The sequence below is a fragment of the Streptomyces sp. NPDC056480 genome (assembly GCF_042795405.1).
In the GTDB taxonomy this organism is placed as follows: Bacteria; Actinomycetota; Actinomycetes; order Streptomycetales; family Streptomycetaceae; genus Streptomyces.
On record NZ_JBHTSA010000073.1, the window covers coordinates 1 to 24,163 of the forward strand.

Below are 24,163 nucleotides of genomic sequence, written 5' to 3' on the forward strand. Positions count from 1 at the left end.
GGTCAAGCCCCGGTGCGCGGCTTGACCCTGCCACTGGCGTCAGCGCTCGGGGGAGAGGAACTCGAGCCGGTTCTCGTGGCAGTCGGTGGTGTAGAAGCGCCGATGCCCGGGGAAGTCGTCGTTCCACGTCACCTCGACGCCCCGGGCGGTCAGCCGCTCGGCCAGGCCGTCGATGTCGGCGACCAGGATGCCCGGGTGCCCCTTGCGGGACGGACGGAAGTCCTCCTCGACCCCCAGGTGGATCTCCAGCGCGTCCGAGCGGACCCACAGGCCACCGCGGGCCGCGAGCACCGGAGGCTTCTGGATCTCGGTCATGCCGAGCACGTCCACATAGAATCGACGGCACACCTCCTCGTCGCCCGGCGGCAGGGCGAGCTGCACATGGTGCAACCCGAGGCCGAAGGGCGATGCCGCCTCCGTGGTCTCGTAGGGCAGTGGCTGCTGACGCCGACTCATGGGGAACGGATCCTCTCCTCCTGCCGTGCGGTCCTCGCCCGGCCCGGTCACCGTAATGCCGGGGGTGTCGGCCGTTACGCGTCAGGGGGAGCTGCGGGCAGGATGAGCGGGATGCGATACGAGGCGATCACCTGGGAACGGCTGGCGGAGGCGCTCGCCCGCCGGCTCGAAGGGGCCGCGCCGGCCGACGGGAGCAGCTGGCTCAAGGTCGCCGTCGACGGGCCGCCCGCCGCGCCCGGCGGCGAGTTCGCCGAACAGCTCGCCGGGGCACTGCGGACGCGCGGGCGCTCCGTCCTCGTCGCGGGGACCGGTGGGTTCCTGCGGCCCGCGTCGCTGAGGTACGAGTACGGGAAGCAGGACCCGGACGCGTACTACGACGGGTGGACCGACACCGGGGCGCTGTGGCGGGAGGTCTTCGGGCCGCTGGAGTCCGGCGGCACCGGGCGGGTGCTGCCCGACCTCTGGGACCCGGTGAAGGACCGCGCGACCCGCAGCCCGTACGTGACGCTGCCGCCCGGCGGGGTGCTCGTGCTGCACGGGCCGTTCCTGCTCGGCCACTGGTTCCCCTTCGACCTCACCGTGCACCTGCGGCTCTCGGCCGCCGCGCTCGCCCGGCGCACCGAGGAGGCCTGGACCCTGCCGGCCTTCGCCCGGTACGAGACGGAGGTCGACCCCGGGGACGCGGCGGATGTGGTCGTCCGCGCGGACGACCCGCGCCACCCGGCCTGGACGGGGTTCGGCGACTAGCGGGTGACCACGGCTCCGCGACTCCGCCGCCTGCCCGCGGTCCGGGTTGTGTCTGCGGTCTGGGCCCTGCTCGCGGTCCGGGCCGTGCCTGCGGTCCGGGTCGTGCCCGGAGTCCGGGTCGTGATCGCGGTCCGGGCCATGCCCGCAGTCCCGGTCGTGCCCGCGGTCCGGGTTGTGCCCGCAGTCCCGGTCGTGCCCGCAGTCCCGGTCGTGCCCGCGGTCCGGGCACGCGCCTGCGGCACCGCCCGGGGCCTGCGGCACCGCCCGGGGTCTGTGTCTCCGCCCGGGGTCTGCGGCACCGCCCCGGGCCGGCGGATCTCCCCGTGTCAGTCGGCCGGTGGCCCGGTCGGTGGTCTGCCGCCGATCACCGTGACCGCCTCCGCGCCCGCGCGGCAGCCCGCCTCGGCGGCCTTCGCGGGGTCCGCGCCCGCGAGCCGGGCCGCCAGGAAGGCCCCGGTGAACGCGTCGCCCGCGCCCGTGGAGTCCACCGGCCGGACCGCGGGCGCCGTGACCCGCGCGGTCACCGAGCCGCCCTCGGCGACCATGGCGCCCGCCGCCCCGAGAGTGACCACGACCAGGGGGAACCGGCGGCTCAACTCGGCCGCCGCCAGCTCCGGTTCGTCGCGTCCGGTGAGTGACCGGGCCTCGTCGGCGTTGGGCAGCAGGACCTCCGATCCCTCCACCGCCGCGAGGAACGCGCCCACTCCCAGCTCCGCCAGGAACCCCGCCGACGCCGGGTCCACGCTCACCGGCACCCCCGCCTCCCGTGCCTCCCGCAGCGCCAGCCGGGCGGTCTCGCGGCTCGGCGCGGCGAAGAACAGGTAGCCGGAGAGATGAAGCCGGGCCACTCCGTCGAGCAGGCCCGCCGACCAGTCGCCGGGGGAGAGACGCAGGGCGGCGCCGCTGTCGGTGAGGAAGGTGCGCTCCGCCGATGAGTCCACGAGCGCGATCACGCTGGCCGTCGCCGCCTCCGCGTCCGGGACGAGCAGGGGACGCACGCCCGCGCGCCGCAGCGCCCGCTCGTGCCAGTCGGCCGCGTCCGTCCCCACCCGGCCGAGGATGCGCACGTCGGGGCATCCGGAACGCGCCGCCCAGCAGGCCGCGTTGGCTCCGGCTCCGCCCGGCAGGGTCCGTATCTCCGCCGCCGTGTCGGTCGCGGGCGTCAGCGGGGTCCGGTGCCGGGCGACGACGTCCGTGACCACGTCCCCCACGACGAGCAGCGCACCCGCCGCCCCGCTCACCGGCCGCCCGCGCCGGGCGCCGCCCCGGAGCCGGGCGCGGGAACGGAGCCGGGCGCGGGTGCCGCGTCCCGCCCGGCCCCGGCGCCGGGGTCCGCCCCCGCGCCGTACGCCCCCGCGATGCTCGCCGCGAGCCGCACATTGCCCCGTACCGCCGCAAGGTTGGCCTCCAGGGAGGCCCCTTCCGTGTGCACCGTCACGTATTCGAGCAGGAACGGCGTCACCGCCTGCCCGGTGATCCCCTTCTCCTTCGCCGCCGCCAGGCCCCCCGCGAGCACCCGGTCGTGCAGCGCGGGATCCAACTGCTCCGCCACCGGCACCGGATTGGCCACGATCAGCGCCGCCCGCGGCCCGCCGAGCCGGTCCTGGGCCCGTATCACCGCGGCCACCGCCCCGGGGCTTCGCAGGGTCCAGTCGACCGGCTCGCCCGAGGAGGCGAGGTAGAAGCCGGGGAAGTGCTCCGTTCCGTACCCGACGACCGTCACGCCGAGGGTCTCCAGGCGCTGGAGCGTCGCGGGGACGTCGAGGATCGACTTGACCCCGGCGCACACCACGGTGGTGCCGACACGGGCGAGCAGCCGCAGGTCGGCGGACTCGTCCTGGGTGTCGGTCCATTCGCGGTGGACACCGCCGAGGCCTCCCGTCGCGAACACCCGTATGCCGGCCGCGTCCGCGAGCCAGGCCGTCGCCGACACCGTCGTCGCCCCGGTCACGCCGGTCGCGAGGGCGGGGGCGAGGTCGCGGTGCCCCAGCTTCCGTACCGCCGGGTCCTCGGCGATCCGGGTCAGCGCCGCCCGGTCCAGACCGACCCTGGCCGTCCCGTCGACCACGGCGATCGTGGCGGGGACGGCGCCTCCGGCCCGCACCAGCTCCTCCAGCTCCAGGGCCACCGCCAGGTTCCGCGGGCGCGGCAGGCCGTGGGCGATGATCGTCGATTCCAGCGCGACGACGGGACGCCCCTCGTGGAGCGCCTCGCGTACCTCTTCGGACACCTGTGTGGACATGTCCCATTCCTGGCGCGACCACGGGCCCCGCAAACCTCGTCGGCGAGCTCCGGCCACACCGCGAGCGTGCCTTCGGATTCCGTCACCGGGTGCCCGGCGGGGTCGTCCGGGGCGGCCGCGCCACCCGTCCGGCGCTGCGCCGAAGGGGTCGTGCGGATTTCGTCGCCGTGTCGGGCTGCGGGCATCGCGCCTGGTGGGAGGCGAAGCGGAGGGCTTCCGTCCAGCCGGTCCCGGCCGCGGAGCGGCCCTGGACCCCCGCTACAGTCACCGCCCATGACGACACATGACCAGCCCTCCTTCGCCGTGCACATCCCCGACGCGGAGCTCGAGGCGGAGCCGCTCGACCCCGCCCAGATCGTCTCCGGTACGCCCGAGGTGACGGGCAAGGTGCTGTGGGAGTCCGCCGACGGCAGGCAGCTGCGCGGCATCTGGCAGATCACGCCCGGCGTCGTCACCGACACCGAGGCCAACGAGCTCTTCGTGGTCGTCTCCGGCCGGGCGACCGTCGCCGTCGAGGGCGGGGCCACCCTGGAGATCGGGCCCGGCGACGCCTGTGTGCTCCGCGAGGGCGACCGGACGACCTGGACCGTGCACGAGACCCTTCGGAAGGCGTACCACATCAGCCTCTGACGTCGCTGTGGGAGCCCCGGATCGAGGTCTGGTAGGAAACCTTCCTATCCGCTAGCATCCCGGCAGCGGCTTGGCGCGGCGCCCCACCCCAAGGGGCGTGACGCGCTCAGCGAGAGCTCTGACCCGGCCGCCGAGCACCACCCCGCCGTGTGGCGCCCGAATCGCCACCCGGCCGGTCGCCCGTGCCCGTACCCACGGCACGGGCGCCCCGGCCCGCCGCCGCCCGGCAGGTCCGTGGTGCGCCGCACCGGTGTCCAGCTCTCGCCGACCCCACAGGCCAGGGAGCCCAGGTATGCGCCTGAACGCCTCCGCCCCACCACGCCGCACCACCACCCCTCTCCCCTTCGTCCTCGCCGCCGTGCTGCTGCTCGTCGGCGGGCTCCTGCTCGCCCTCCCGGACCGGGCCGGAGCAGCCGCCGACGTCCTGATCTCCCAGGGCCGACCGGCCACCTCCTCCTCCGTCGAGGACGCCACCTTCGGCCCCGAGAAGGCCTTCGACGGCGTCTCCACCACCCGCTGGGCCAGCGCCGAAGGCGTCGACCCCCAGTGGATCCGGGTCGACCTCGGCCCCTCGGCCACCGTCTCCCGCGTCAAGCTCGTCTGGGAGGCCGCGTACGCCAAGGCCTACCGCGTCGAGATCTCCACCGACGGCACCACCTGGACCCGCCTCGCCACCGAGACCGCGGGGAACGGCGCCACGGACGACTGGACCGGACTCACCGGCCAGGGCCGCTACCTCCGCGTGTACGGGACCGCCCGCGGCACCTCGTACGGCTACTCGCTCTACTCGGTGGAGGTCTACGGCACCACCGGCACCACGGAGCCGCCCACCGGCGCCTTCACCGTCGTCGCCGCCGGCGACATCGCCGCCCAGTGCACGGCCTCCAGCAGCTCCTGCGCCCACCCCAAGACCGCGGCCCTGGCGCAGCGGATCGCCCCGTCCTTCTATCTGACGATGGGCGACAACCAGTACGACGACGCCCTGCTCTCCGACTTCCGCAACTACTACGACAAGTCCTGGGGCGCCTTCAAGGCGAAGACCCGCCCCGTGCCCGGCAACCACGAGACCTACGACCCGGCCGGCCCCCTCGCCGGCTACAAGTCCTACTTCGGCTCGATCGCCTACCCGCAGGGCAAGTCGTACTACAGCTACGACCAGGGCAACTGGCACTTCGTCGCCCTCGATTCCAACTCCTTCGACGACGCCGCCCAGATCCAGTGGCTCAAGGACGACCTCGCGCGGAACACCAAGGGCTGCGTCGCCGCCTACTTCCACCACCCGCTGTACTCCTCCGGCGGCCACGGCAACGACCCCGTCTCCAAGCCGGTCTGGCAGATCCTCTACAACGCCAAGGCCGACCTGGTGCTCAACGGCCACGACCACCACTACGAGCGCTTCGCCCCGCAGGACCCCAACGGGCGGGCCACCGCCGACGGAATCGTCGAGATCGTCGGCGGCATGGGCGGCGCCGAGCCCTACGACATCGAGACCGTCCAGCCCAACAGCCAGAAGCGGATCAGCGGTCCGTACGGCGTCCTCAAGCTGGACCTCACCGACACCACCTACACCTGGCAGTACGTCGGCACCGACAACCAGGTGAAGGACTCCGGCCCGACCTACACCTGCCACTGATGTACCTCGCGACCACCGGTCGCCCCGACGCGCCGCCCGCCCCCTCGGGGGTCCGGCGGCGCGTCCCCGGCACCGTCCTCGCCCTCGGCGCGGTCAGCCTGGTCACCGACGTCTCCTCGGAGATGGTGACCGCCGTCCTGCCGCTCTACCTGGTCCTCGGACTCGGCCTCTCCCCAATCCAGTTCGGGCTGCTCGACGGCCTCTCGACCGGAGCCACCGCGCTCGTACGGCTCCTCGGCGGCGCCACCGCCGACCGGGGCGGCCGCCACAAACAGGTCGGCGGACTCGGCTACGCCCTGTCCGCCTGCTCCCGGCTCGGCCTCCTCCTCGCCGGCGGCGCGACCGGCTGGATCGCGACCGCGATCGCCGCCGACCGGCTCGGCAAGGGCGTCCGCACCGCCCCGCGCGACGCCCTCATCACCCTGCACAGCCCGCCCGAGGACCTGGGCCGCGCCTTCGGCACCCACAGGGCCATGGACACCACCGGCGCCCTGCTCGGCCCGCTTGCCGCCTTCGCGCTGCTGTGGGCGACGGCCGACGCGTACGACGCCGTCTTCGCCGTCAGCTTCAGCGTCGGGGCGTTCGGCGTCCTGCTGTGGGTGCTGCTCGTCCCCGGGCGGACGCGGGGCCACGAGAAGGCGGCCGTCGTCCCGGCCGGGCCGCGCGCGCGGAAGCAGTTCGCGGAAGCACGCGCGCGGGGCGGGGCCCGCGCCGGGCTGCTCGACGGGATGCGCGCCGGGCTGTTCGACGGGATGCGTGGTGGGCTGTTCGGCGGGCTGCGCACGCCCGAGTACCGAAGGATCGTGATCTGTGCCGGAATCCTCGGCGCCGCCACGATCGGCGACGCCTTCCTCTATCTGCTGCTTCAGCGGCGGCTCGCGTTCGACGCGACCTGGTTCCCGTTCCTGCCGCTCGGCGCGGCCGCCGTCTATCTGCTGCTCGCCGTCCCCGCCGGACGCCTCGCCGACCGGATCGGGCGGCGCGCACCGCTCCTGTACGGGCACGGGGCCCTGCTCCTCGCCTACGGGCTGCTCCTCGCCCCGCTGCCCGACCCCGTGGTCCTCCTGGGAGTCCTCCTCCTGCTCGGGGTCTTCTACGCCGCCACCGACGGCGTCCTGATGGCGCTGGCGGGCCCCTTCCTGACCGAGGGCCGGCAGGCGAGCGGCCTCGCCGTCGTCCAGACGGCGCAGGCGCTGGCCCGGCTCGGTGCCGCCGTCGCGTTCGGCGCCGTCTGGACCGCGAGCGGGCCGGAGACCGCGCTCGTCGCCGCGCTGCTCGCCCTCACCGCGGCGATGTGCTGCGCCGCGCGGCTGCTGCCCACGACTCCCTCCGAGCCCTCCGAGAGGAGCGACTGACCGATGTCCGACCCGATCGGCGCTCGCCCGTCCACCCGCACGCGCGTGTGGATCCTCGTCCTCGCCCTCGTGCTGCTCGGCGGCGGCGCCACCGCCTACACGCTGCGCGCGGCCTCGGGCCGCGAGGCCGCGGTCGCCGGGACCGCCGACCCCGGCTTCACCCTCGAACGCGCCGCCGGCGCCCTCTACGCGCGGGACACCGCCAGCGGCCGCATCGCGCGCGTGGACCCGTCCGCGCCCGGCGGCCGGGTGGTGGGCGGCCCCTCCTGCGACCGCTTCCACGCGGCCGGGCCGACCGCCCTCTGCCTCCAGCGCAGGCCGGGCGTCCCGGCCCGCTCGTACGCCCTCGTGCTCGACCGGCGCCTGCACGAGGTCCGCCGGATCGGTCTGCCGGGCATCCCCAGCCGGGCCCGGGTCTCGGCCTCCGGGAACATGCTCGCCTGGACGATGTTCGCGACCGGCGACTCCTACGCGCGCTCGTCCTTCTCCACCCGGACCTCGATCCTCGACCTGCGCACCGGCTACCTGGTGAAGAACATCGAGCAGATCCCGCTCACCCTCGGCGGCCGCCGCCACCACGCCCCCGACGTCAATTACTGGGGTGTCAGCTTCGCCGCCGACGACAACCGCTTCTACGCGACCGTCTCGACGGGCGGCCGCACCCATCTCGTCGAGGGCGACATGCGGAACTGGTCCGCCAAGGCCCTGCGGGAGAACGTCGAATGCCCGTCGCTGTCCCCGGACGGCACCCGGCTCGCCTTCAAGAAGCGGGTCTCCGACGGCCCGAGCGAGCCGTGGCGGCTGTACGTGTACGAGCTGGGCACCGGGCGCGAACACGCGGTCGCCGAGCGGCGCGGCATCGACGACCAGGCGCTGTGGACGGACCGGAAGACCCTCGCGTACGGCTACGGGGGAGCGGTCTGGTCGGTACCGGCCGACGGCACGGGCACCCCGCGCCGGCTGGCGGGCGGGGCGTCCTCCCCGGCGGCGCCGCGCTGACCGACGACGGTGCCGCGCGAAGCGACGGTGTGGAGGAGACGTGCCGGCCGACGGCGGTGCCGTGCGGCCCGGGCACATGGCCCGGCCGTACGGCCGGGCCATGCGGAGCCTCACGCCTTCCGGAGCGAGCCCCGGATCGCGAGCGCCGCCATCGGCAGCAGCAGGCAGGCGGCGATCGCGTTCAGCGGCCCGTAGCCGGCCTGCGCCACGATCAGGCCCGCCGCGAGGCCGCCGACGCCGGCGGCGGTGTTCATGATGAAGTCGGAGAGCCCCTGGACCGCCGCCCGCGCGGCCTGCGGCACCGAGTCAGTGAGCAGCGCCGAGCCGGACACCAGGCCCGCCGACCAGCCCAGGCCGAGGATGAACAGGCCCAGGGCGGTGCGGCCGTGGCTGGGCCCCGCCGTGCCCGCGACGAGCGCCGCCACGCCGATGAGGCCGACCGCGAGCCCGATCACCGACAGCCTCCCCAGCCGGTCGGACAGCCAGCCCATCAGCGGCGAGAAGGCGTACATACCGGCGATGTGCCCACTGATGACGAGTCCGATCAGCTGGATGTCCGCCCCGTGGTGGGTGAGGGCCACCGGGGTCATCGACATGATCGACACCATCGCGGTGTGCGAGCCGGCGACGGTGACCACCGCCAGGCGGGCCTTCGGGGACTCCCGTACAGCCCGCATCCCGGCCCGCAGGGAGCGTTCCTCCGGAGCCTCGCCCGCGCCCGTCTCGTTGAGCGCGCGGGCGGTGAGGAGGGGGTCGGGGCGCAGCAGCACGGCCACCACGACCGCCGCGATCACGAAGACTCCGGCGGCCCAGACGAAGGGCCCCGCGGTGGCGGGTATCCCCAGACCCGCCACGCTCTTCCCGGCCGGCGCCGCGATGTTCGGGCCGAGGACGGCTCCGATCGTCGTCGCCCACACGACGGTGGAGATGGCCCGCGCCCGGCGGTCCGGAGGGGCGAGGTCGGCGGCGGCGAAGCGGGCCGCCAGATTGGCCGAGGACCCGGCGCCGAAGCCGACGAGGCCGAGGAGCAGCAGCGGGAAGCTCTCGGCGACCGCCCCGAGCACGGTGACCCCGGCGCCGACCGCGCCGATGAGGTACGCGAGGACGAGACCGGCCCGGCGGCCCCGCGAGGCCATCAGGGCGGCCAGCGGCATGGCGAGCAGCGCGGGCCCCGCCACGGTCGCCGTCGACGCGAGACCGGACAGCGCCTCGGAACCGCTGACGTCCCTGGCGAGCACGGCGGCGAGGGCGACGCCGGTGGCGATGCCGAGGCCCCCGAGGATCTGGGTGGCGAGGAGCACGGCCTGGACGCGCCGGCGCAGCGCGGGGAGCTCGGCCTCGGTGACGGCGGCGGGGCCGGGTATGTGTCCGGGCAGGGTGGCGTCAGGGGCGCCGGGGGTGTGGGTCACTTACGTGAGTGTGCCAGCCGTCCCACCTGATGGGAACGCCTCCCGGCGAGCCCGCCGAGCCCGTGAGCCTGCCAGGCCTGCCGGGCCTGCCGCGCCTGCCAGGCCCGGCGAGCCCGCCGCGCTCGCGAGCCTGCCAGGCCTGCCAGGCCTGCCGAGCCCGCCGAGCCCGCGGGCCCCCCGACCCGGCCGAGCCCTCGGCGCCCTAGGCGACGGGGAGAGGCCCTCAGAACAGCGGTGTCGGCCCTCAGTCGGCCCTCAGTCGGCCTTCAGAACAGCGGCGTCGGCAGTACGCCCTCGAGCGCCAGCAGTTGCCGCTTGGTCTCCAGGCCGCCCCCGAAGCCGCCGAGACCGCCGTCGCTCTCGACCACACGGTGGCACGGCACCACGACCGGCAGCGGGTTGGAGCCCATCGCCGCGCCGACCGCCTGCGCCGCCCCCGGCTGCCCCACGCGTCTGGCCAGGTCGCCGTACCCGACGACCGTGCCGTACGGCACACCGCTCGCCAGTTCCCGCAGCACCTGCCGGTTGAACCCGGCCGTCAGGCTCCAGTCCAGGGGCAGGTCGACATCGCCCGGCTCGCCCGCGAAGTACCGGTCCAGCCGGCGTATCGCGCCCGCGAGCAGCCCCGAGGCGCGCTCCACCGGTTCGGCGCCGAGCTGCGCCCCCAGCCGGTCGAGCATCCGGTCCCGCCGCGCCGCGCCGGCGTGGAACTCGACCCGCACGAGCCCCCGCTCGGTCGCGGCGAGGAACAGCGGCCCGATGGGGCACTCCATGACCGTCCACTCCACCGGGACGGCCCGCCCGCCGCCCTCCGGCCCCGCTTCGATGTCCATGCCGCCCACGGTACGACCCGCCACCGACAACGGGGCCCGGAAGCCCGACGCGAGATCACGAAGCGGTCTCGCTCAGGTCTCACGAGCGGAAATTCCCCGGTCACGTGGTCGCGTGGCCCCCGGCGCGCCATAATCTCGCCCCGGTAGTACTACCCAGCGGTACCGACTGTTTTCGGACGACGTGGCACCAGGGGTGGAGGACACACGCTCATGCAGGGCACGGTCGACGGATTCAGCTACGGGATCGTCACTCCGGTGGCGGCCTTTCTCATGGCGTGCCTGGGCGGCGCCCTCGGCCTGCGCTGCACCACGAGATCGCTCCGCCACCGCGACAGCTTCAAGGCGGGCTGGCTCGCCCTCGGCGCCACGTCGATCGGCACCGGCATCTGGACCATGCACTTCATCGCCATGATGGGCTTCTCGGTCCGGCAGGCGCCCATCCACTACGACCTGCCCATCACCTTCGCCAGCCTGGGTGTCGCCGTCCTGATGGTCGGCATCGGGATCTTCATCGTCGGCTACCGGGGGGCGACCGCCCTCACCCTGGTGACCGGCGGCACCATCACCGGCCTCGGCGTGGCCACCATGCACTATCTGGGCATGGCCGGGATGCGTCTCCAGGGACGTATCGAGTACGACACGCTCACCGTCGCGACGTCCGTGGTCATCGCCGTCGTGGCGGCCACGACGGCCCTCTGGGCGGCCGTCTCCGTACATGGATTTCTGGCCAGCCTCGGTGCGAGCCTGGTGATGGGCGTCGCCGTCAGTGGTATGCACTACACCGCCATGTCGGCGGTCAGCGTCCACCTGCACGGCGCGGAGCCCGTCAAGGGCACCGGCGACACCGCCACCTCGCTGCTCCTGCCGATGCTGATCGGCCCGGCGGTCTTCCTCATCCTCGCCGCCGTCGTCGTGATGTTCGACCCGCTGCTCGTCATGGGCGACCCGGACTGGCAGGGTCCCGCCGCCCGCCGCCCGCACCGCCCCGGCGTGCCCGCCCCGCGCCACGTGCCGTCCTACGGCGAGCCCGCCAACTGGACGGCCCGGCCCGCCGGACGCGGGGCCCGCAGGAGCGTCCCGCGGGGCGGCCACCGCTCCCAGGACTGGTGACGGAGGGCCGCTGCCGAGCCGATCACCACCCGAGTGTCAGTGCCGGGTCGTACGGTGGTTGCATGCGGCCCGTTTCCAAGATCGAACGTTCGGTGGCGCCCTTCGAGGTCGTCAGTGAGTACCAGCCCAACGGCGACCAGCCCGCGGCCATCGCCGACCTGGAGCGGCGTATCCGCGCGGGCGAGAAGGACGTCGTGCTCCTCGGTGCCACCGGCACCGGAAAGTCCGCCACCACCGCGTGGATGATCGAGAAGCTCCAGCGCCCCACCCTGGTGATGGCGCCGAACAAGACCCTGGCCGCCCAGCTGGCGAACGAGTTCCGCGAGCTCCTGCCGAACAACGCGGTCGAGTACTTCGTGTCGTACTACGACTACTACCAGCCCGAGGCGTACGTGCCGCAGTCGGACACGTACATCGAGAAGGACTCCTCCATCAACGAGGAGGTGGAGCGGCTCCGCCACTCCGCGACGAACTCCCTGCTGACCCGCAGGGACGTCATCGTGGTCGCCTCCGTCTCCTGCATCTACGGCCTCGGCACGCCCCAGGAGTACGTGGACCGGATGGTCCCGCTCAAGGTCGGCGAGGAGCTCGACCGCGACCAGCTGCTCCGCCGCTTCGTCGACATCCAGTACACGCGGAACGACCTGGCGTTCACCCGAGGCACCTTCCGCGTCCGCGGCGACACCATCGAGATCTTCCCGGTCTACGAGGAGCTCGCCGTCCGCATCGAGATGTTCGGCGACGAGATCGAGGCCCTCTCCACCCTCCACCCGCTCACCGGCGAGGTCATCAGCGAGGACCGCGAGCTGTACGTGTTCCCCGCCAGCCACTACGTCGCCGGCCCCGAGCGCATGGAGCGCGCGGTCAACGACATCGAGCGCGAGCTGGAGGGCCGCCTCGCCGAGCTCGACAAGCAGGGCAAGCACCTGGAGTCCCAGCGCCTGCGCATGCGGACCACGTACGACCTGGAGATGATGCGCCAGATCGGCTCCTGCTCCGGCATCGAGAACTACTCGATGCACTTCGACGGCCGCGAGCCCGGCTCCGCGCCCAACACCCTCATCGACTACTTCCCCGAGGACTTCCTGCTCGTCATCGACGAGTCGCACGTGACCGTGCCGCAGATCGGCGCCATGTACGAGGGCGACGCCTCCCGCAAGCGGACCCTGGTCGACCACGGCTTCCGGCTCCCGTCCGCCCTCGACAACCGCCCGCTGAAGTGGGAGGAGTTCCAGGAGCGCATCGGCCAGACCGTCTACCTCTCCGCCACCCCCGGCACCTACGAACTCTCCCGCGGCGACGGCTTCGTCGAGCAGATCATCCGCCCCACCGGTCTCGTCGACCCCGAGGTCGTCGTCAAGCCCACCGAGGGACAGATCGACGACCTGGTCCACGAGATCAGACTGCGCACCGAGCGTGACGAGCGCGTCCTCGTCACCACCCTCACCAAGAAGATGGCCGAGGACCTCACCGACTACTTCCTGGAGCTCGGCATCCAGGTGCGTTATCTGCACAGCGACGTCGACACCCTGCGCCGGATCGAGCTGCTGCGCGAGCTGCGCGCCGGTGAGTACGACGTCCTCGTCGGCATCAACCTGCTCCGCGAGGGCCTCGACCTGCCCGAGGTGTCCCTCGTCGCCATCCTCGACGCCGACAAGCAGGGCTTCCTGCGCTCCGGGACCTCCCTCATCCAGACGATCGGCCGTGCCGCGCGAAACGTCTCGGGCCAGGTCCACATGTACGCGGACCGCATCACCCCGGCGATGGAGCAGGCCATCGACGAGACCAACCGGCGCCGCGAGAAGCAGATCGCGTACAACACGGAGAACGGCATCGACCCGCAGCCGCTCCGGAAGAAGATCAACGACATCGTCGCGACCATCGCCCGCGAGGAGATCGACACCGAGGAACTCCTCGGCAGCGGCTACCGCCAGGGCAAGGAGGGCAAGGGTGCCAAGGCGCCCGTCCCCTCGCTCGCCGCGCACGGCGCCAAGGGCAAGGGGAAGGCCGGCTCGACGGTCGAACTCGGGGACCGGCCCGCCACCGAACTGGCCGCGATCATCGAGGAGATGACCGACCGGATGCGCGCCGCCGCCGCCGAGCTGCAGTTCGAGGTGGCCGCCCGGCTCCGGGACGAAGTGGGGGAGCTGAAGAAGGAGTTGCGCCAGATGAAGGAGGCGGGACTCGCCTGACCGGACGCCGTCCGGAGGGGGAGCGGGCGGGACGTCCGGCGCGCGGTCCGGTGTGTTGCAAGACCGACACAAAACCGGACCGCACCTCCGCGCTGTCAGTGGTGCTGCGTAATGTGCTCGGCAACCGCACGCACCGGAACAGCGGGCGCGGGGAACGCTAACGAGAGGGGCAAACGCGTGTCGGTCAACATGACCAAGGGTCAGGCCATCAGCCTGGAGAAGCAGGGTGGGGGCAGCCTCAGCCAGGTGCGGATGGGCCTCGGCTGGCAGGCCGCGCCGCGTCGTGGTCTCTTCGGCAAGCGCACCCAGGAGATCGACCTGGACGCCTCGGCCGTCCTCTTCGCGGACAAGCAGCCGGTCGACGTGGTCTTCTTCCGTCACCTGGTCAGCGACGACGGCTCGGTCAAGCACACCGGCGACAACCTGGTCGGCGGCGCGGGCCAGGGCGGGGACGACGAGGCGATCCTCGTCGACCTCCAGCGGGTGCCGGTCCACATCGACCAGATCGTCTTCACGGTGAACTCCTTCACAGGCCAGACGTTCCAGGAGGTGCAGAACGCGTTCTGCCGCATCGTCGACGAGGCGAACGGCCAGGAGCTCGCGCGCTACACCCTCGACGGCGGCGGCAACTACACCGCGCAGATCATGGCGAAGGTGCACCGGGTCGGCTCCGGCTGGCAGATGACCGCCCTGGGCAACCCGGCCAACGGCCGTACCTTCCAGGACCTGATGCCCGCGATCCTGCCGCACCTGTAGACAGGACCGCACGGCACCACCCACAGCTCCCGGCGGCAGCAGGCCACCGGGAGCTGTCCCGCATGAACCGCACCTGCTGTCACGCCGGGAACACCGCGAACACCACGAAGCACCGGCGCGAACACCACCGAGAACACCGCGAACTCCGAGAACGCCGAAAAGCCGAGGGGACAGAGTCGATGACGGCCGAGCTGGTCCGGGGGCAGAACCACCCCCTGCCCGACACCCGACTGGAGATCCGGGTGTCGGCCGGTCACCCTGTCCTCGCCGGCGCCACCCTCGGCGACGAGCAGGGCAGGGTCCCCGGCGTGGAGTGGATCGCCCACCCCGGAGCGCCCTCCCTGCCCGGGGTCGACGTCCCCGGACAGGCCGCCGCCGACCATCGCCTCTCGGTGGACCTGGAGGCCGTCCCCGGCGCCGTCCACCGGGTCTCGGTGCTCCTCGCGCTGCCCGGACCGCGCGCCGGCGGAGCCGCCCGCTTCGGATCGGTCGCCGCCCCGTTCGTCGCCGTCGCAGGCCCCGACGGCGCCGAGATCGCCACCTTCACGATCACCGGACTCGACAGCGAGTCCGCCGTCGTCGCCCTGGAGCTGTACCGCCGCCAGGGCGCCTGGAAGGTCCGCGCCATGGGCCAGGGGTACGAGGGCGGGCTCGCCGACCTCCTCGGCGACCAGGGTCTGGAGCGCCCCGCCGACCTGGCCGCGACGATCCTGGAGACCGTCGCGCCGGGGCCGGCCCCGGTCGCCGCTCCCGCACCGCACGCCGCCGAGGCGGAGCGCGTACGGCACACGGCACCGGTGACGGACCCGACCCCGACCGGTCCGACCGCTCCGGCGGGCTCGACCGGTCCGACCGCTCAGTCCGGTCCGGCGAGCCAACCGCCGACCCCGCCGTCGGGCACCGGCACGGACACGCCCACCCCGGTGCCGAACGGCGGTCCGGTGAACTACGCCCACCCCCGTCGCCAGGCCGCCCCGGCACCCGGTCCCGCGCCCGTACCCGAGTCGGAGCCCCGTCAGGGGCCGCCCACGCCGGTCGCCGGCGACGCGTCGGGCTGGTCCATGGACGAGCGCCTGTACAACCAGGTGTGGGGCATGTTCGAGGACCTGGCCCGGACCGCCGCCGCCTACCGCAGCGCCTGCGAGTTCGCCGAGAACCGGCTCGACCGGGAGCTCGACCAGACGCTCTCCGACTACCGTGCCCGCGCCGACGGCGCCAACGACGCCGCACGGGCCGCCGCCCGCGCCCGGCACGACGAGCTGGTGGCACGGGCGCAGGAGGTCCTGGACCGGGACCTCGCCCAGCTCGTGGCCGAGTCCCGGGTCGTCGAGCCCGCCCTGCCCGTCGCCTTCGCCCGCTGGGACAACCCCGTCTGGCAGGCCTACCGCGCCCCGGCCGAGGAACCGATGGCCGTCCGTCTCGGCGACCTCCACCTCCCCGAGCGGACCGACCTGCGGATCCCCATGCTCGTCCGGCTGCCGCTGGAGCGGGGGCTCTGGGTGGACAGCGGCCGGGGACACTCCGAGGCCGCCGGTCTCCTCGACGAGGTCGAACTGCGGCGGCTCGCCCTGGACTGCGCGGTCGCGCACGCGGCACGGCTGCTCGCGGCACACCCGGCGGGCGCGTTCACCGTCCATGTCGTCGACCCGGCCGGTGCGGGCACCGCCGCGCTCGCGCCCCTCGTGGAGACGGGCGTCCTCGCGGCCCCGCCGGCCCGGGGCGCGGCGGGGGTCTCCGCGGTCCTGGAGCAGCTGACCGAGCGGGTCGACCTGCTGCAGATGGCGGTGCGGGCGGGAGCGTCCGACGCCCTGCCGCCCGGTCTGGACGCCTCCCGGCAGCTGCTGCTGGTGCACGACTTCCCGCACGGCTTCGACGACCGGGCGGTCACCCGCCTCCGGTACCTCGCCGACGAGGGCCCGTCGGTCGGCGTCCATCTGCTGATGGTGGCGGACCGGGAGGACGCGTCCGCGTACGGGCCGCTGCTCGACCCGCTGTGGCGCTCGCTGCTCCGGCTCACCCCCGTTCCCGACGACCACCTCGCCGATCCGTGGGTCGGCCACGCCTGGTCGTACGAGCCGCCGATGCTCCCGCCGGGCAGCGCGGTGCTCCGTCAGGTCCTCGGCCAAGTGGCGGCGGCCCGCCATGGAGAGCGGCCCTGACAGCGCCCTGACGGCCCTGACAGCGCCCCGACTGCCCTGACGGACCGACAGCTCTGACCTGGGCTCTTGGAGGCCCTTTACCCTTCCCTTTACCTTCTCTTGGGTTTTCGGGTACTCTTCTTCATGCGGAGGGGAGTACTCCCCATGCGCGGCGTACCCGTCAATACGGACGGATCATCCATGATCCGATCCCGGGGCGTCGGCCCGGTGGCGACCGTCCGTCGCCCGGGTGGAAGAGACCTCCGGCAGCGACGACGCTGATCAGTAGCCGTACGACGCCGGAGGCGCAGTGGACGTTTCAACAACCCTGTGGGTAGTGACCATTCTCGGTCTCGCTGCCCTGATCGCTGCCGACTTCTTCATCGGGCGCAAGCCCCATGACGTGTCGGTCAAGGAAGCCGGAATCTGGACGATCGTCTGGGTCGTGCTGGCCGCACTCTTCGGTCTCGGCCTGCTGTTCTTCGGCAACAGCCAGGCGTCCGGAGAGTTCTTCGCCGGCTACATCACCGAGAAGTCGCTCAGTGTCGACAATCTCTTCGTCTTCGTCCTGATCATGGCGAAGTTCGCGGTCCCCTCGCACCTCCAGCAGCGCGTGCTGCTCGTGGGTGTGGTGATCGCCCTGGTGCTCCGCACGATCTTCATCGCCGCGGGCGCCGCGATCATCGCGAGCTTCTCCTGGGTCTTCTACATCTTCGGCGCGTTCCTGATCTACACCGCCTGGAAGCTCATCCAGGAGGCGCGCGCGGACGAGGACGAGGAGGACTGGGAGGAGAACCGTCTCCTCAAGATGGCCGAGAAGAGGTTCGGCGTCGCCGACCGCTACCACGGCACCAAGCTGTTCATCCGGAACAACGGCAAGCGGATCATGACCCCGCTGATGGTCGTCATGCTGGCCATCGGCACCACCGACATCCTCTTCGCCCTCGACTCCATCCCGGCGATCTTCGGCCTCACCCAGGACCCGTACATCGTCTTCACCGCCAACGCCTTCGCCCTCATGGGTCTGCGACAGCTGTACTTCCTGATCGGCGGCCTGCTCAAGAAGCTGGTCCACCTCAGCTACGGCCTGTCGGTGATCCTCGGCTTCATCGGCGTCAAGCTCGTGCTGCACGCCCTGCACGAGTCCGGGGTGCACGTCCCGGAGATCAGCATCCCGTTCTCGCTCGCCTTCATCGGCGGTGTCCTGGTCATCACCACGATCACCAGCCTGATCGCCTCGAAGAGGCAGTCGGAGCGAGCCGCGGCCGAGGGCGTGACCGATGCCGACGGCATCGACGACGCCGAGAAGGACAGCATCGGCGCCTGACGCGCACGACACACGGCATGCGGACGGACGACGGCCGGCCGGGGACTCCCCGGCCGGCCGTCGCCGTCCCTCCGTCTCGGGGCGCAGGCTCTCCGCCCTCGGAGAGACGGCTCCCCGTCCTCAGACCGAGGCCGGCTCGGGATCCGCCCGCCGCTCGGCCCCGGCCTTGGCCGGCAGCGTCTCCGGCAGGAGCGCGAAACAGCCGAGGCTGACGAGGGCGACCACCGTCAGATAGGCCGCGACGCCCCAGGGCGGACCCGAGCCCCCGTCGGAGAGGGCGGTGGCGACGATCGGGGTGAGCGCGCCGCCCAGGACGCCCGCGAGGTTGTAGCCGACGGCGGCGCCGGTGCACCGGACGCGGGGCTCGTACAGCTCCGGGAGGTACGCGGCCACCACCGCGAACATGGTGATGAAGGCGAGCAGCGCGCCCAGGAAGCCCAGGAACATCAGGAACGGGCGCGCGGTGTGCAGCAGGGCCACCATCGGGAACATCCACAGCGCGGAGGCCGCGCACCCCGCCAGACACAGCGGTCGGCGGCCCCAGCGGTCGGCGAGGATCGCGACGAACGGCGTGGTCGCGCCCTTGATCGCGACCGCCGCCATGACACAGGTCAGCATCACCGTGCTGCTCACTCCGAGCTGCTCGGTGCCGTAGGCCAGCGCCCAGGTGGAGACCGCGTAGAAGGTGGCGTACCCGACCGCGAGCGCCCCGGCGGTCAGCAGTACGAGCCGCCAGTGGTCACGGGCGACCTCGGCCAGCGGGGCGCCCGCGGTCTGCCCGGCCGCGGACAGCTTCTCGAACTGCGGGGTCTCCGCGAGCGAGGAGCGCAGCAGCAGCCCGACCGCCGCGAGCAGGCCCGCGGCCCAGAAGGGCACCCGCCAGCCCCAGGAGCGGAACTCCGCGTCGCTCAGGCCGGCCGAGAGCGCCAGCATCACCCCGTTCGCCAGGAGGAAGCCGATCGACGGGCCGATCTGCGGGAAGCTCGACCAGAGCGCGCGCCGGTTCTCGGGGGCGTGCTCGGCTGTGAGCAGGACGGCCCCGCCCCACTCGCCGCCGAGGCCCAGGCCCTGGAGGAAGCGGAGCACGAGCAGCAGCACGGGTGCCGTGATGCCGATCGTCCCGTACGTGGGGACGCAGCCCACCGCGACCGTGGCGCAGCCGGTCAGGAGCAGCGAGGCGAAGAGGACCGGCCGCCGTCCGTACCGGTCGCCGACGTGGCCGAAGAGGACCGAGCCGAGCGGCCGGGACACGAAGCCGACGGCGAAGGTGCCGAAGGCGGCCAGCGTCCCGGCGAGCGGGGAGAAGGTCGGGAAGAAGAGCGGCCCCAGGACGAGGGCGGCGGCGGTCCCGTAGACGAAGAAGTCGAAGAACTCGATGGCGGTGCCGACGAGCGAGGCGGCGGCGAGCCTGCCCATCGAGGGCGTGGTGGGCGTGGTGGGCGGGACGGGTGGAACCGGGGGAGCGGGTGGCGACGGAGCGTTACTGAGGCTCATGTCGCGCCAACTACCCCGCCGCCATCCGGGTTACGGGGGCGTGCGGAAGCGCGTGGCTGCTCAGCCGCGCGCTCTCCGCCTCCGAGGGCTTCCCCGAGGGGCTACCAGCCGCGCTCGCGCCACACGGTGAGCGAGGGCCGCTCGTCACCGAGCGTGGTGTCCTTGCCGTGGCCCGGGTAGATCCAGGACTCGTCCGGGAGGACCGCGAAGAGCTTGGTCTCCACGTCGTGGATCAGGCTCGCGAAGGCCTCCGGGTCCTTCCAGGTGTTGCCCACCCCGCCGGGGAAGAGGCAGTCGCCGGTGAAGACGTGCGGGTGGCCGTGGGGGTCGTCGTAGACGAGGGCGATCGAGCCAGGGGTGTGCCCGACCAGGCGGCGCGCGGTCAGCTCGACCCGCCCCACCCGGATCGTGTCGCCGTCCTCGACGGGCACGTCGGTCGCCACCGGGATGCCCTCGGCGTCGTACGCGCCGGCGTACGTCACCGCGCCGGTCGCGGCGACCACGTCGGCGAGTGCCTGCCAGTGGTCCCCGTGCCGGTGGGTGGTGACGACGGACCCGATGCCGTCGTCACCGATCAGCGTGAGGAGGGTGTCCGCGTCGTTGGCCGCGTCGATCAGCAGCTGTTCGCCGGTGGCCCGGCAGCGCAGCAGATACGCGTTGTTGTCCATCGGGCCGACCGCGACCTTCGAGATCATCAGGTCCGTCAGCTCGTGCACGTCCGCCGCCCCGCCGACCTTCACCACTCCGCTGTACGTCATGCGCTCAGACTATCGCCGGGCACCGGCGGGCGGGGTCCCTCCCGCCGGGACTACAACGGCGGGAGCTCCGGAAGGCGGTCGCCCTCGAGGACGGCGAGATGGGCGCCCTTGAGGTCGCGGCCGGAGAGCCAGCCGAGCAGCTCCACGGCGGGGCCGCCCAGGACGACGGGGGCGCCGTCGGTGCCGCCGGTCGTCCAGCCGGGGCCGTTCTCCTCGTACCCGACGCGGAGGGTCACCGGCGGGACGTCGGGGCGGCCGGACCAGCGGTCCGCGAGGAAGGCGATCTCCCGCAGGACGAACTCCTCGGGAAGGTCCTCGAGGTCGTAGCCGATCCCCAGGTCGACATGGTGGAGGTCGACCTCGACCCAGCGGCGGAAGGGGATGCGGGCGGCCGCGTCCGTGACGCCGTTGCGGAGTTCCACGGTCCGCGCCCAGTCGGCGGGCTCGGCGCCCACGGCCTGGAAGCGCTCGGCGCTCTCGCGCAGGTCGGCGACATGGACGTCCAGCGGGCGCGGGGCGTCGCGCTCGATGTCGGCGTCGCGGGTCGCGGCGTCCTCGTACATGGGCCGGCCCCGGAGGACGTTCACCAGGGCGTCGGCGTTGCGGGCGATGTGGGCCAGAACATGGCCACGGGTCCAGCCGGGAAGCCGTGACGGCTCGGCCAGCGCCGCGTTGTCCAGGGAGGAGGCTGCGGCGAGGAGTCGCTCGGTCGCTTCGCGTACAGAGGCCAGGTCACGCACATGGTCGATCATGGCGCCGACCCTAGCGCCGCCACTCGATCGGGTGAAGCGGTGCGATCGAGGCCGGAAATCGAATGTACGTGCTATAGGCTCGACGGAAGCATCCGGCATCCTTGGTTGTTGGGTACTCAGGCACTTCCAGACATCTCTGCGACCCGCACTCTCTGTGCCTCCGCTCTCTCAAGAAAGGTGCGGACCGGCGTGACCGACCGTCTCATCGTTCGTGGCGCTCGTGAGCACAACCTCAAGAACGTCTCGCTCGACCTCCCGCGTGACTCCCTGATCGTCTTCACCGGGCTCTCGGGATCGGGCAAGTCCTCCCTCGCGTTCGACACGATCTTCGCCGAGGGGCAGCGCCGCTACGTCGAGTCGCTCTCCTCGTACGCCCGGCAGTTCCTCGGCCAGATGGACAAGCCGGACGTCGACTTCATCGAAGGTCTGTCGCCCGCGGTCTCCATCGACCAGAAGTCGACCTCGCGCAACCCGCGCTCGACGGTCGGCACCATCACCGAGGTCTACGACTACCTCCGCCTGCTCTTCGCCCGCATCGGCAAGCCGCACTGTCCCGAGTGCCACCGGCCGATCTCTCGCCAGTCGCCGCAGGCCATCGTCGACAAGGTCCTCGAGCTTCCCGAGGGCAGCCGCTTCCAGGTGCTCTCCCCGCTCGTGCGCGAGCGCAAGGGCGAGTTCGTCGACCTGTTCGCCGACCTCCAGACCAAGGGCTACAGCCGCGCCCGCGTCGACGGCGTGACCGTACAGCTGAGCGAACCGCCGACGCTGAAGAAGCAGGAGAAGCACACGATCGAGGTGGTCGTCGACCGCCTCACCGTGAAGGACAGCGCCAAGCGCCGGCTCACCGACTCCGTCGAGACCGCGCTCGGACTCTCCGGCGGCATGGTCGTGCTCGACTTCGTCGACCTCGCCGAGGACGACCCCGAGCGCGAGCGGATGTACTCGGAGCACCTCTACTGCCCGTACGACGACCTGTCCTTCGAGGAGCTGGAGCCCCGCTCCTTCTCCTTCAACTCTCCGTTCGGCGCCTGCCCCGACTGCACCGGCATCGGCACCCGCATGGAGGTCGATCCGGAGCTGATCGTCCCCGACGAGGACAAGTCCCTCGACGAGGGCGCGATCCACCCCTGGTCGCACGGCCACACCAAGGAGTACTTCGGCCGGCTCATCGGCGGTCTGTCGCAGGCCCTCGGCTTCCGCACGGACCTGCCGTACGCGGGACTGCCGCAGCGCGCCAAGAAGGCCCTGATGTACGGCCACAAGACCCAGGTCGAGGTGCGCTACCGCAACCGGTACGGCAGGGAGCGGGCGTACACGACGCCGGCCTTCGAAGGCGCCGTCTCCTTCGTCAAGCGGCGCCACACCGAGGCCGAGAGCGACTCCAGCCGCGAGCGCTTCGAGGGCTACATGCGCGAGGTGCCGTGCCCCACCTGTGAGGGCACCCGCCTCAAGCCGATCGTCCTCGCGGTCACGGTCATGGAGAAGTCCATCGCCGAGGTGTCCGCGATGTCGATCAGCGACTGCGCCGAGTTCCTCTCCCGCCTCACGCTGAACGCCCGGGACAAGAAGATCGCCGAGCGGGTCCTCAAGGAGGTCAACGAGCGGCTGCGCTTCCTCGTCGACGTCGGCCTCGACTACCTCTCGCTCAACCGCGCCGCGGGCACCCTCTCCGGCGGCGAGGCCCAGCGCATCCGGCTCGCCACCCAGATCGGCTCCGGCCTGGTCGGCGTGCTGTACGTGCTCGACGAACCGTCCATCGGCCTCCACCAGCGCGACAACCACCGGCTCATCGAGACCCTCGTACGGCTCCGGGACATGGGCAACACGCTCATCGTCGTCGAGCACGACGAGGACACCATCAAGGTCGCCGACTGGATCGTGGACATCGGCCCCGGCGCCGGTGAGCACGGCGGCAAGGTCGTCCACTCCGGCACCTTGAAGGAGCTCCTCGGCAACGAGGAGTCGATGACCGGGCAGTACCTGTCCGGCCGCCGGGAGATCCCCACCCCGGACATCCGCCGCCCGGTCGACCCCGGCCGCCGGCTCACCGTGCACGGGGCCCGCGAGAACAACCTGCAGGACATCGACGTCTCCTTCCCGCTGGGCGTTCTCACCGCCGTCACCGGCGTCTCCGGCTCCGGCAAGTCGACCCTGGTCAACGACATCCTCTACACCCACCTCGCGCGCGAGCTGAACGGCGCCAAGTCGGTGCCCGGCCGGCACACGCGCGTGGACGGCGACGACCTCGTCGACAAGGTCGTGCACGTCGACCAGTCCCCGATCGGCCGCACCCCGCGGTCGAACCCGGCGACGTACACCGGCGTCTTCGACCACGTCCGCAAGCTCTTCGCCGAGACGATGGAGGCCAAGGTCCGGGGCTACCTGCCCGGCCGGTTCTCCTTCAACGTCAAGGGCGGCCGCTGCGAGAACTGCTCCGGCGACGGCACGATCAAGATCGAGATGAACTTCCTCCCGGACGTCTACGTCCCGTGCGAGGTCTGCCACGGCGACCGGTACAACCGGGAGACCCTGGAGGTCCACTACAAGGGCAAGTCCATCGCCGAAGTCCTGAACATGCCGATCGAGGAGGCCCTGGACTTCTTCGAGGCCGTCCCGACCATCGCGCGCCACCTGCGCACGCTCAACGAGGTCGGCCTCGGGTACGTCCGGCTCGGCCAGTCCGCGCCGACGCTCTCGGGCGGCGAGGCGCAGCGCGTGAAGCTCGCCTCCGAGCTCCAGAAGCGCTCCACCGGCCGCACGGTCTACGTCCTGGACGAGCCGACCACCGGTCTGCACTTCGAGGACATCTCGAAGCTGATCAAGGTCCTGTCCGGGCTGGTCGACAAGGGCAACTCGGTGATCGTCATCGAGCACAACCTCGATGTCATCAAGACCGCGGACTGGCTCATCGACATGGGTCCCGAGGGCGGCAGCGGCGGCGGCCTCGTCGTCGCCGAGGGCACGCCGGAGGAGGTCGCCTCGGTTCCGGCGAGCCACACCGGCAAGTTCCTCCGCGAGATCCTCGGCGCGGACCGGGTCAGCGACGCCGGGGTGACCGTCCCGGCGGCCCGGGGGACCAGGAAGACGGCGGCGAAGAAGGCTCCGGCCAAGGCCCCCGCCAAGAAGGCCGCGGCGACGAAGACGGCGGCCGCGACCAAGACGGCGGCCGCGACCAGGACCGCCGCCAAGAAGACGGCCACGAAGGCGACCGCCACGAAGGCGACCGCCACCAAGGCCGCCGCGAAGAAGGCGACGACGCGGGCCCGCAAGGCCTGACGTTCCCGGCAGGGCCCCCTCCTCGGGGGCCCTGCTCCGTCTCAGGACGGACCCCG

The 24,163-nt window shown here is 72.5% G+C and carries 19 protein-coding genes; 11 read left to right on the plus strand and 8 right to left on the minus strand.

What is annotated here, in order from left to right; translation table 11 throughout:
• Nucleotides 1-39: 39 nt before the first annotated feature.
• A complete protein-coding gene (locus tag ACFQ79_RS27125) occupies nt 40-456 on the minus strand; it encodes a VOC family protein (protein ID WP_383588160.1) in 417 nt (138 codons plus the stop codon).
• Nucleotides 457-567: 111 nt separating this feature from the next.
• On the opposite strand from ACFQ79_RS27125, the gene ACFQ79_RS27130 reads away from it, so the two are divergent.
• Nucleotides 568-1,203 (plus strand): uridine kinase, encoded by a 636-nt coding sequence (locus tag ACFQ79_RS27130; protein ID WP_383588234.1) that lies wholly within the window; start codon nt 568-570, stop codon nt 1,201-1,203.
• A 326-nt stretch (nt 1,204-1,529) separates the two neighbouring features.
• On the opposite strand, the gene ACFQ79_RS27135 is transcribed toward ACFQ79_RS27130, so the two are convergent.
• Together ACFQ79_RS27135 and ACFQ79_RS27140 are read right to left on the minus strand one after the other, a co-directional pair.
• Nucleotides 1,530-2,444, minus strand: coding sequence for a carbohydrate kinase family protein (locus tag ACFQ79_RS27135; protein ID WP_383588162.1), 915 nt, complete (start codon nt 2,442-2,444; stop codon nt 1,530-1,532).
• Complete coding sequence (locus ACFQ79_RS27140) at nt 2,441-3,445, minus strand: pseudouridine-5'-phosphate glycosidase (protein WP_383588164.1); 1,005 nt, start codon at nt 3,443-3,445, stop codon at nt 2,441-2,443. Before ACFQ79_RS27140 ends, ACFQ79_RS27135 begins: the two co-directional genes overlap by 4 nt.
• A gap of 273 nt (nt 3,446-3,718) precedes the next feature.
• On the opposite strand from ACFQ79_RS27140, the gene ACFQ79_RS27145 reads away from it, so the two are divergent.
• From ACFQ79_RS27145 to ACFQ79_RS27160, 4 genes are all read left to right on the plus strand, one after another.
• The gene (locus tag ACFQ79_RS27145) at nt 3,719-4,075 is read left to right on the plus strand and encodes a cupin domain-containing protein (protein ID WP_383588166.1); all 357 of its coding nucleotides are present in this window, start codon (nt 3,719-3,721) and stop codon (nt 4,073-4,075) included.
• Nucleotides 4,076-4,367: 292 nt separating this feature from the next.
• Nucleotides 4,368-5,708 (plus strand): discoidin domain-containing protein, encoded by a 1,341-nt coding sequence (locus ACFQ79_RS27150; RefSeq protein ID WP_383588168.1) that lies wholly within the window; start codon nt 4,368-4,370, stop codon nt 5,706-5,708.
• On the plus strand, nt 5,708-7,063 hold the full coding sequence (locus ACFQ79_RS27155; protein ID WP_383588171.1) for an MFS transporter: 1,356 nt from the start codon (nt 5,708-5,710) through the stop codon (nt 7,061-7,063). Before ACFQ79_RS27150 ends, ACFQ79_RS27155 begins: the two co-directional genes overlap by 1 nt.
• A gap of 3 nt (nt 7,064-7,066) precedes the next feature.
• Nucleotides 7,067-8,062 carry a TolB family protein gene (locus ACFQ79_RS27160; protein WP_383588174.1) on the plus strand — a complete coding sequence of 332 codons (996 nt, stop codon included), beginning with the start codon at nt 7,067-7,069 and terminating at the stop codon, nt 8,060-8,062.
• 110 nt (nt 8,063-8,172) lie between these two features.
• Here the strand turns inward: ACFQ79_RS27160 and ACFQ79_RS27165 are convergent, their stop codons facing one another.
• Both ACFQ79_RS27165 and ACFQ79_RS27170 read right to left on the minus strand, forming a co-directional pair.
• Nucleotides 8,173-9,471, minus strand: a complete 1,299-nt coding sequence (locus ACFQ79_RS27165; protein ID WP_383588177.1) for an MFS transporter — start codon at nt 9,469-9,471, stop codon at nt 8,173-8,175.
• 266 nt (nt 9,472-9,737) lie between these two features.
• Entirely contained in the window at nt 9,738-10,304 is a 567-nt protein-coding gene (locus ACFQ79_RS27170) for a methylated-DNA--[protein]-cysteine S-methyltransferase (protein ID WP_383588180.1), read from the minus strand.
• 210 nt (nt 10,305-10,514) lie between these two features.
• Between ACFQ79_RS27170 and ACFQ79_RS27175 the strand changes: the two genes are divergently transcribed.
• The 5 genes from ACFQ79_RS27175 to ACFQ79_RS27195 all read left to right on the plus strand — a co-directional run bounded on the left by ACFQ79_RS27175 (nt 10,515) and on the right by ACFQ79_RS27195 (nt 17,827).
• Nucleotides 10,515-11,414, plus strand: coding sequence for an MHYT domain-containing protein (locus tag ACFQ79_RS27175; protein ID WP_383588183.1), 900 nt, complete (start codon nt 10,515-10,517; stop codon nt 11,412-11,414).
• Nucleotides 11,415-11,476: 62 nt separating this feature from the next.
• Nucleotides 11,477-13,606 carry an excinuclease ABC subunit UvrB gene (gene uvrB, locus ACFQ79_RS27180; protein WP_383588186.1) on the plus strand — a complete coding sequence of 710 codons (2,130 nt, stop codon included), beginning with the start codon at nt 11,477-11,479 and terminating at the stop codon, nt 13,604-13,606.
• Between the two features lie 177 nt (nt 13,607-13,783).
• Nucleotides 13,784-14,362 carry a TerD family protein gene (locus tag ACFQ79_RS27185; RefSeq protein WP_055601217.1) on the plus strand — a complete coding sequence of 193 codons (579 nt, stop codon included), beginning with the start codon at nt 13,784-13,786 and terminating at the stop codon, nt 14,360-14,362.
• Between the two features lie 179 nt (nt 14,363-14,541).
• Nucleotides 14,542-16,521: a TerD family protein gene (locus ACFQ79_RS27190; RefSeq protein WP_383588189.1), complete on the plus strand. Its 1,980-nt coding sequence runs from the start codon at nt 14,542-14,544 to the stop codon at nt 16,519-16,521.
• A gap of 289 nt (nt 16,522-16,810) precedes the next feature.
• Nucleotides 16,811-17,827, plus strand: coding sequence for a TerC/Alx family metal homeostasis membrane protein (locus ACFQ79_RS27195; protein ID WP_383588191.1), 1,017 nt, complete (start codon nt 16,811-16,813; stop codon nt 17,825-17,827).
• Nucleotides 17,828-17,947: 120 nt separating this feature from the next.
• On the opposite strand, the gene ACFQ79_RS27200 is transcribed toward ACFQ79_RS27195, so the two are convergent.
• From ACFQ79_RS27200 to ACFQ79_RS27210, 3 genes are all read right to left on the minus strand, one after another.
• Nucleotides 17,948-19,243 carry an MFS transporter gene (locus ACFQ79_RS27200; protein ID WP_383588237.1) on the minus strand — a complete coding sequence of 432 codons (1,296 nt, stop codon included), beginning with the start codon at nt 19,241-19,243 and terminating at the stop codon, nt 17,948-17,950.
• Nucleotides 19,244-19,422: 179 nt separating this feature from the next.
• On the minus strand, nt 19,423-20,079 hold the full coding sequence (locus ACFQ79_RS27205) for an MBL fold metallo-hydrolase (protein WP_383588196.1): 657 nt from the start codon (nt 20,077-20,079) through the stop codon (nt 19,423-19,425).
• 50 nt (nt 20,080-20,129) lie between these two features.
• A complete protein-coding gene (locus ACFQ79_RS27210; RefSeq protein ID WP_383588199.1) occupies nt 20,130-20,831 on the minus strand; it encodes a maleylpyruvate isomerase family mycothiol-dependent enzyme in 702 nt (233 codons plus the stop codon).
• Nucleotides 20,832-21,020: 189 nt separating this feature from the next.
• On the opposite strand from ACFQ79_RS27210, the gene uvrA reads away from it, so the two are divergent.
• Nucleotides 21,021-24,107, plus strand: coding sequence for an excinuclease ABC subunit UvrA (uvrA, locus tag ACFQ79_RS27215; RefSeq protein WP_383588202.1), 3,087 nt, complete (start codon nt 21,021-21,023; stop codon nt 24,105-24,107).
• The last annotated feature ends 56 nt before the right edge of the window (nt 24,108-24,163 follow it).

Bases quoted from the DNA above. Each gene is read 5' to 3' on its own strand.
- ACFQ79_RS27130 (WP_383588234.1), top strand. From the start codon at position 568: ATGCGATACGAGGCGATCACCTGGGAACGGCTGGCGGAGGCGCTCGCC.
- ACFQ79_RS27150 (WP_383588168.1), top strand. From the start codon at position 4,368: ATGCGCCTGAACGCCTCCGCCCCACCACGCCGCACCACCACCCCTCTC.
- uvrB (WP_383588186.1), top strand. From the start codon at position 11,477: ATGCGGCCCGTTTCCAAGATCGAACGTTCGGTGGCGCCCTTCGAGGTC.
- ACFQ79_RS27145 (WP_383588166.1), top strand. From the start codon at position 3,719: ATGACGACACATGACCAGCCCTCCTTCGCCGTGCACATCCCCGACGCG.
- ACFQ79_RS27170 (WP_383588180.1), bottom strand. From the start codon at position 10,304: ATGGACATCGAAGCGGGGCCGGAGGGCGGCGGGCGGGCCGTCCCGGTG.
- ACFQ79_RS27190 (WP_383588189.1), top strand. From the start codon at position 14,542: ATGACGGCCGAGCTGGTCCGGGGGCAGAACCACCCCCTGCCCGACACC.
- ACFQ79_RS27160 (WP_383588174.1), top strand. From the start codon at position 7,067: ATGTCCGACCCGATCGGCGCTCGCCCGTCCACCCGCACGCGCGTGTGG.
- ACFQ79_RS27155 (WP_383588171.1), top strand. From the start codon at position 5,708: ATGTACCTCGCGACCACCGGTCGCCCCGACGCGCCGCCCGCCCCCTCG.
- ACFQ79_RS27175 (WP_383588183.1), top strand. From the start codon at position 10,515: ATGCAGGGCACGGTCGACGGATTCAGCTACGGGATCGTCACTCCGGTG.
- ACFQ79_RS27210 (WP_383588199.1), bottom strand. From the start codon at position 20,831: ATGATCGACCATGTGCGTGACCTGGCCTCTGTACGCGAAGCGACCGAG.
- ACFQ79_RS27200 (WP_383588237.1), bottom strand. From the start codon at position 19,243: ATGGGCAGGCTCGCCGCCGCCTCGCTCGTCGGCACCGCCATCGAGTTC.
- ACFQ79_RS27140 (WP_383588164.1), bottom strand. From the start codon at position 3,445: ATGTCCACACAGGTGTCCGAAGAGGTACGCGAGGCGCTCCACGAGGGG.
- ACFQ79_RS27125 (WP_383588160.1), bottom strand. From the start codon at position 456: ATGAGTCGGCGTCAGCAGCCACTGCCCTACGAGACCACGGAGGCGGCA.
- ACFQ79_RS27205 (WP_383588196.1), bottom strand. From the start codon at position 20,079: ATGACGTACAGCGGAGTGGTGAAGGTCGGCGGGGCGGCGGACGTGCAC.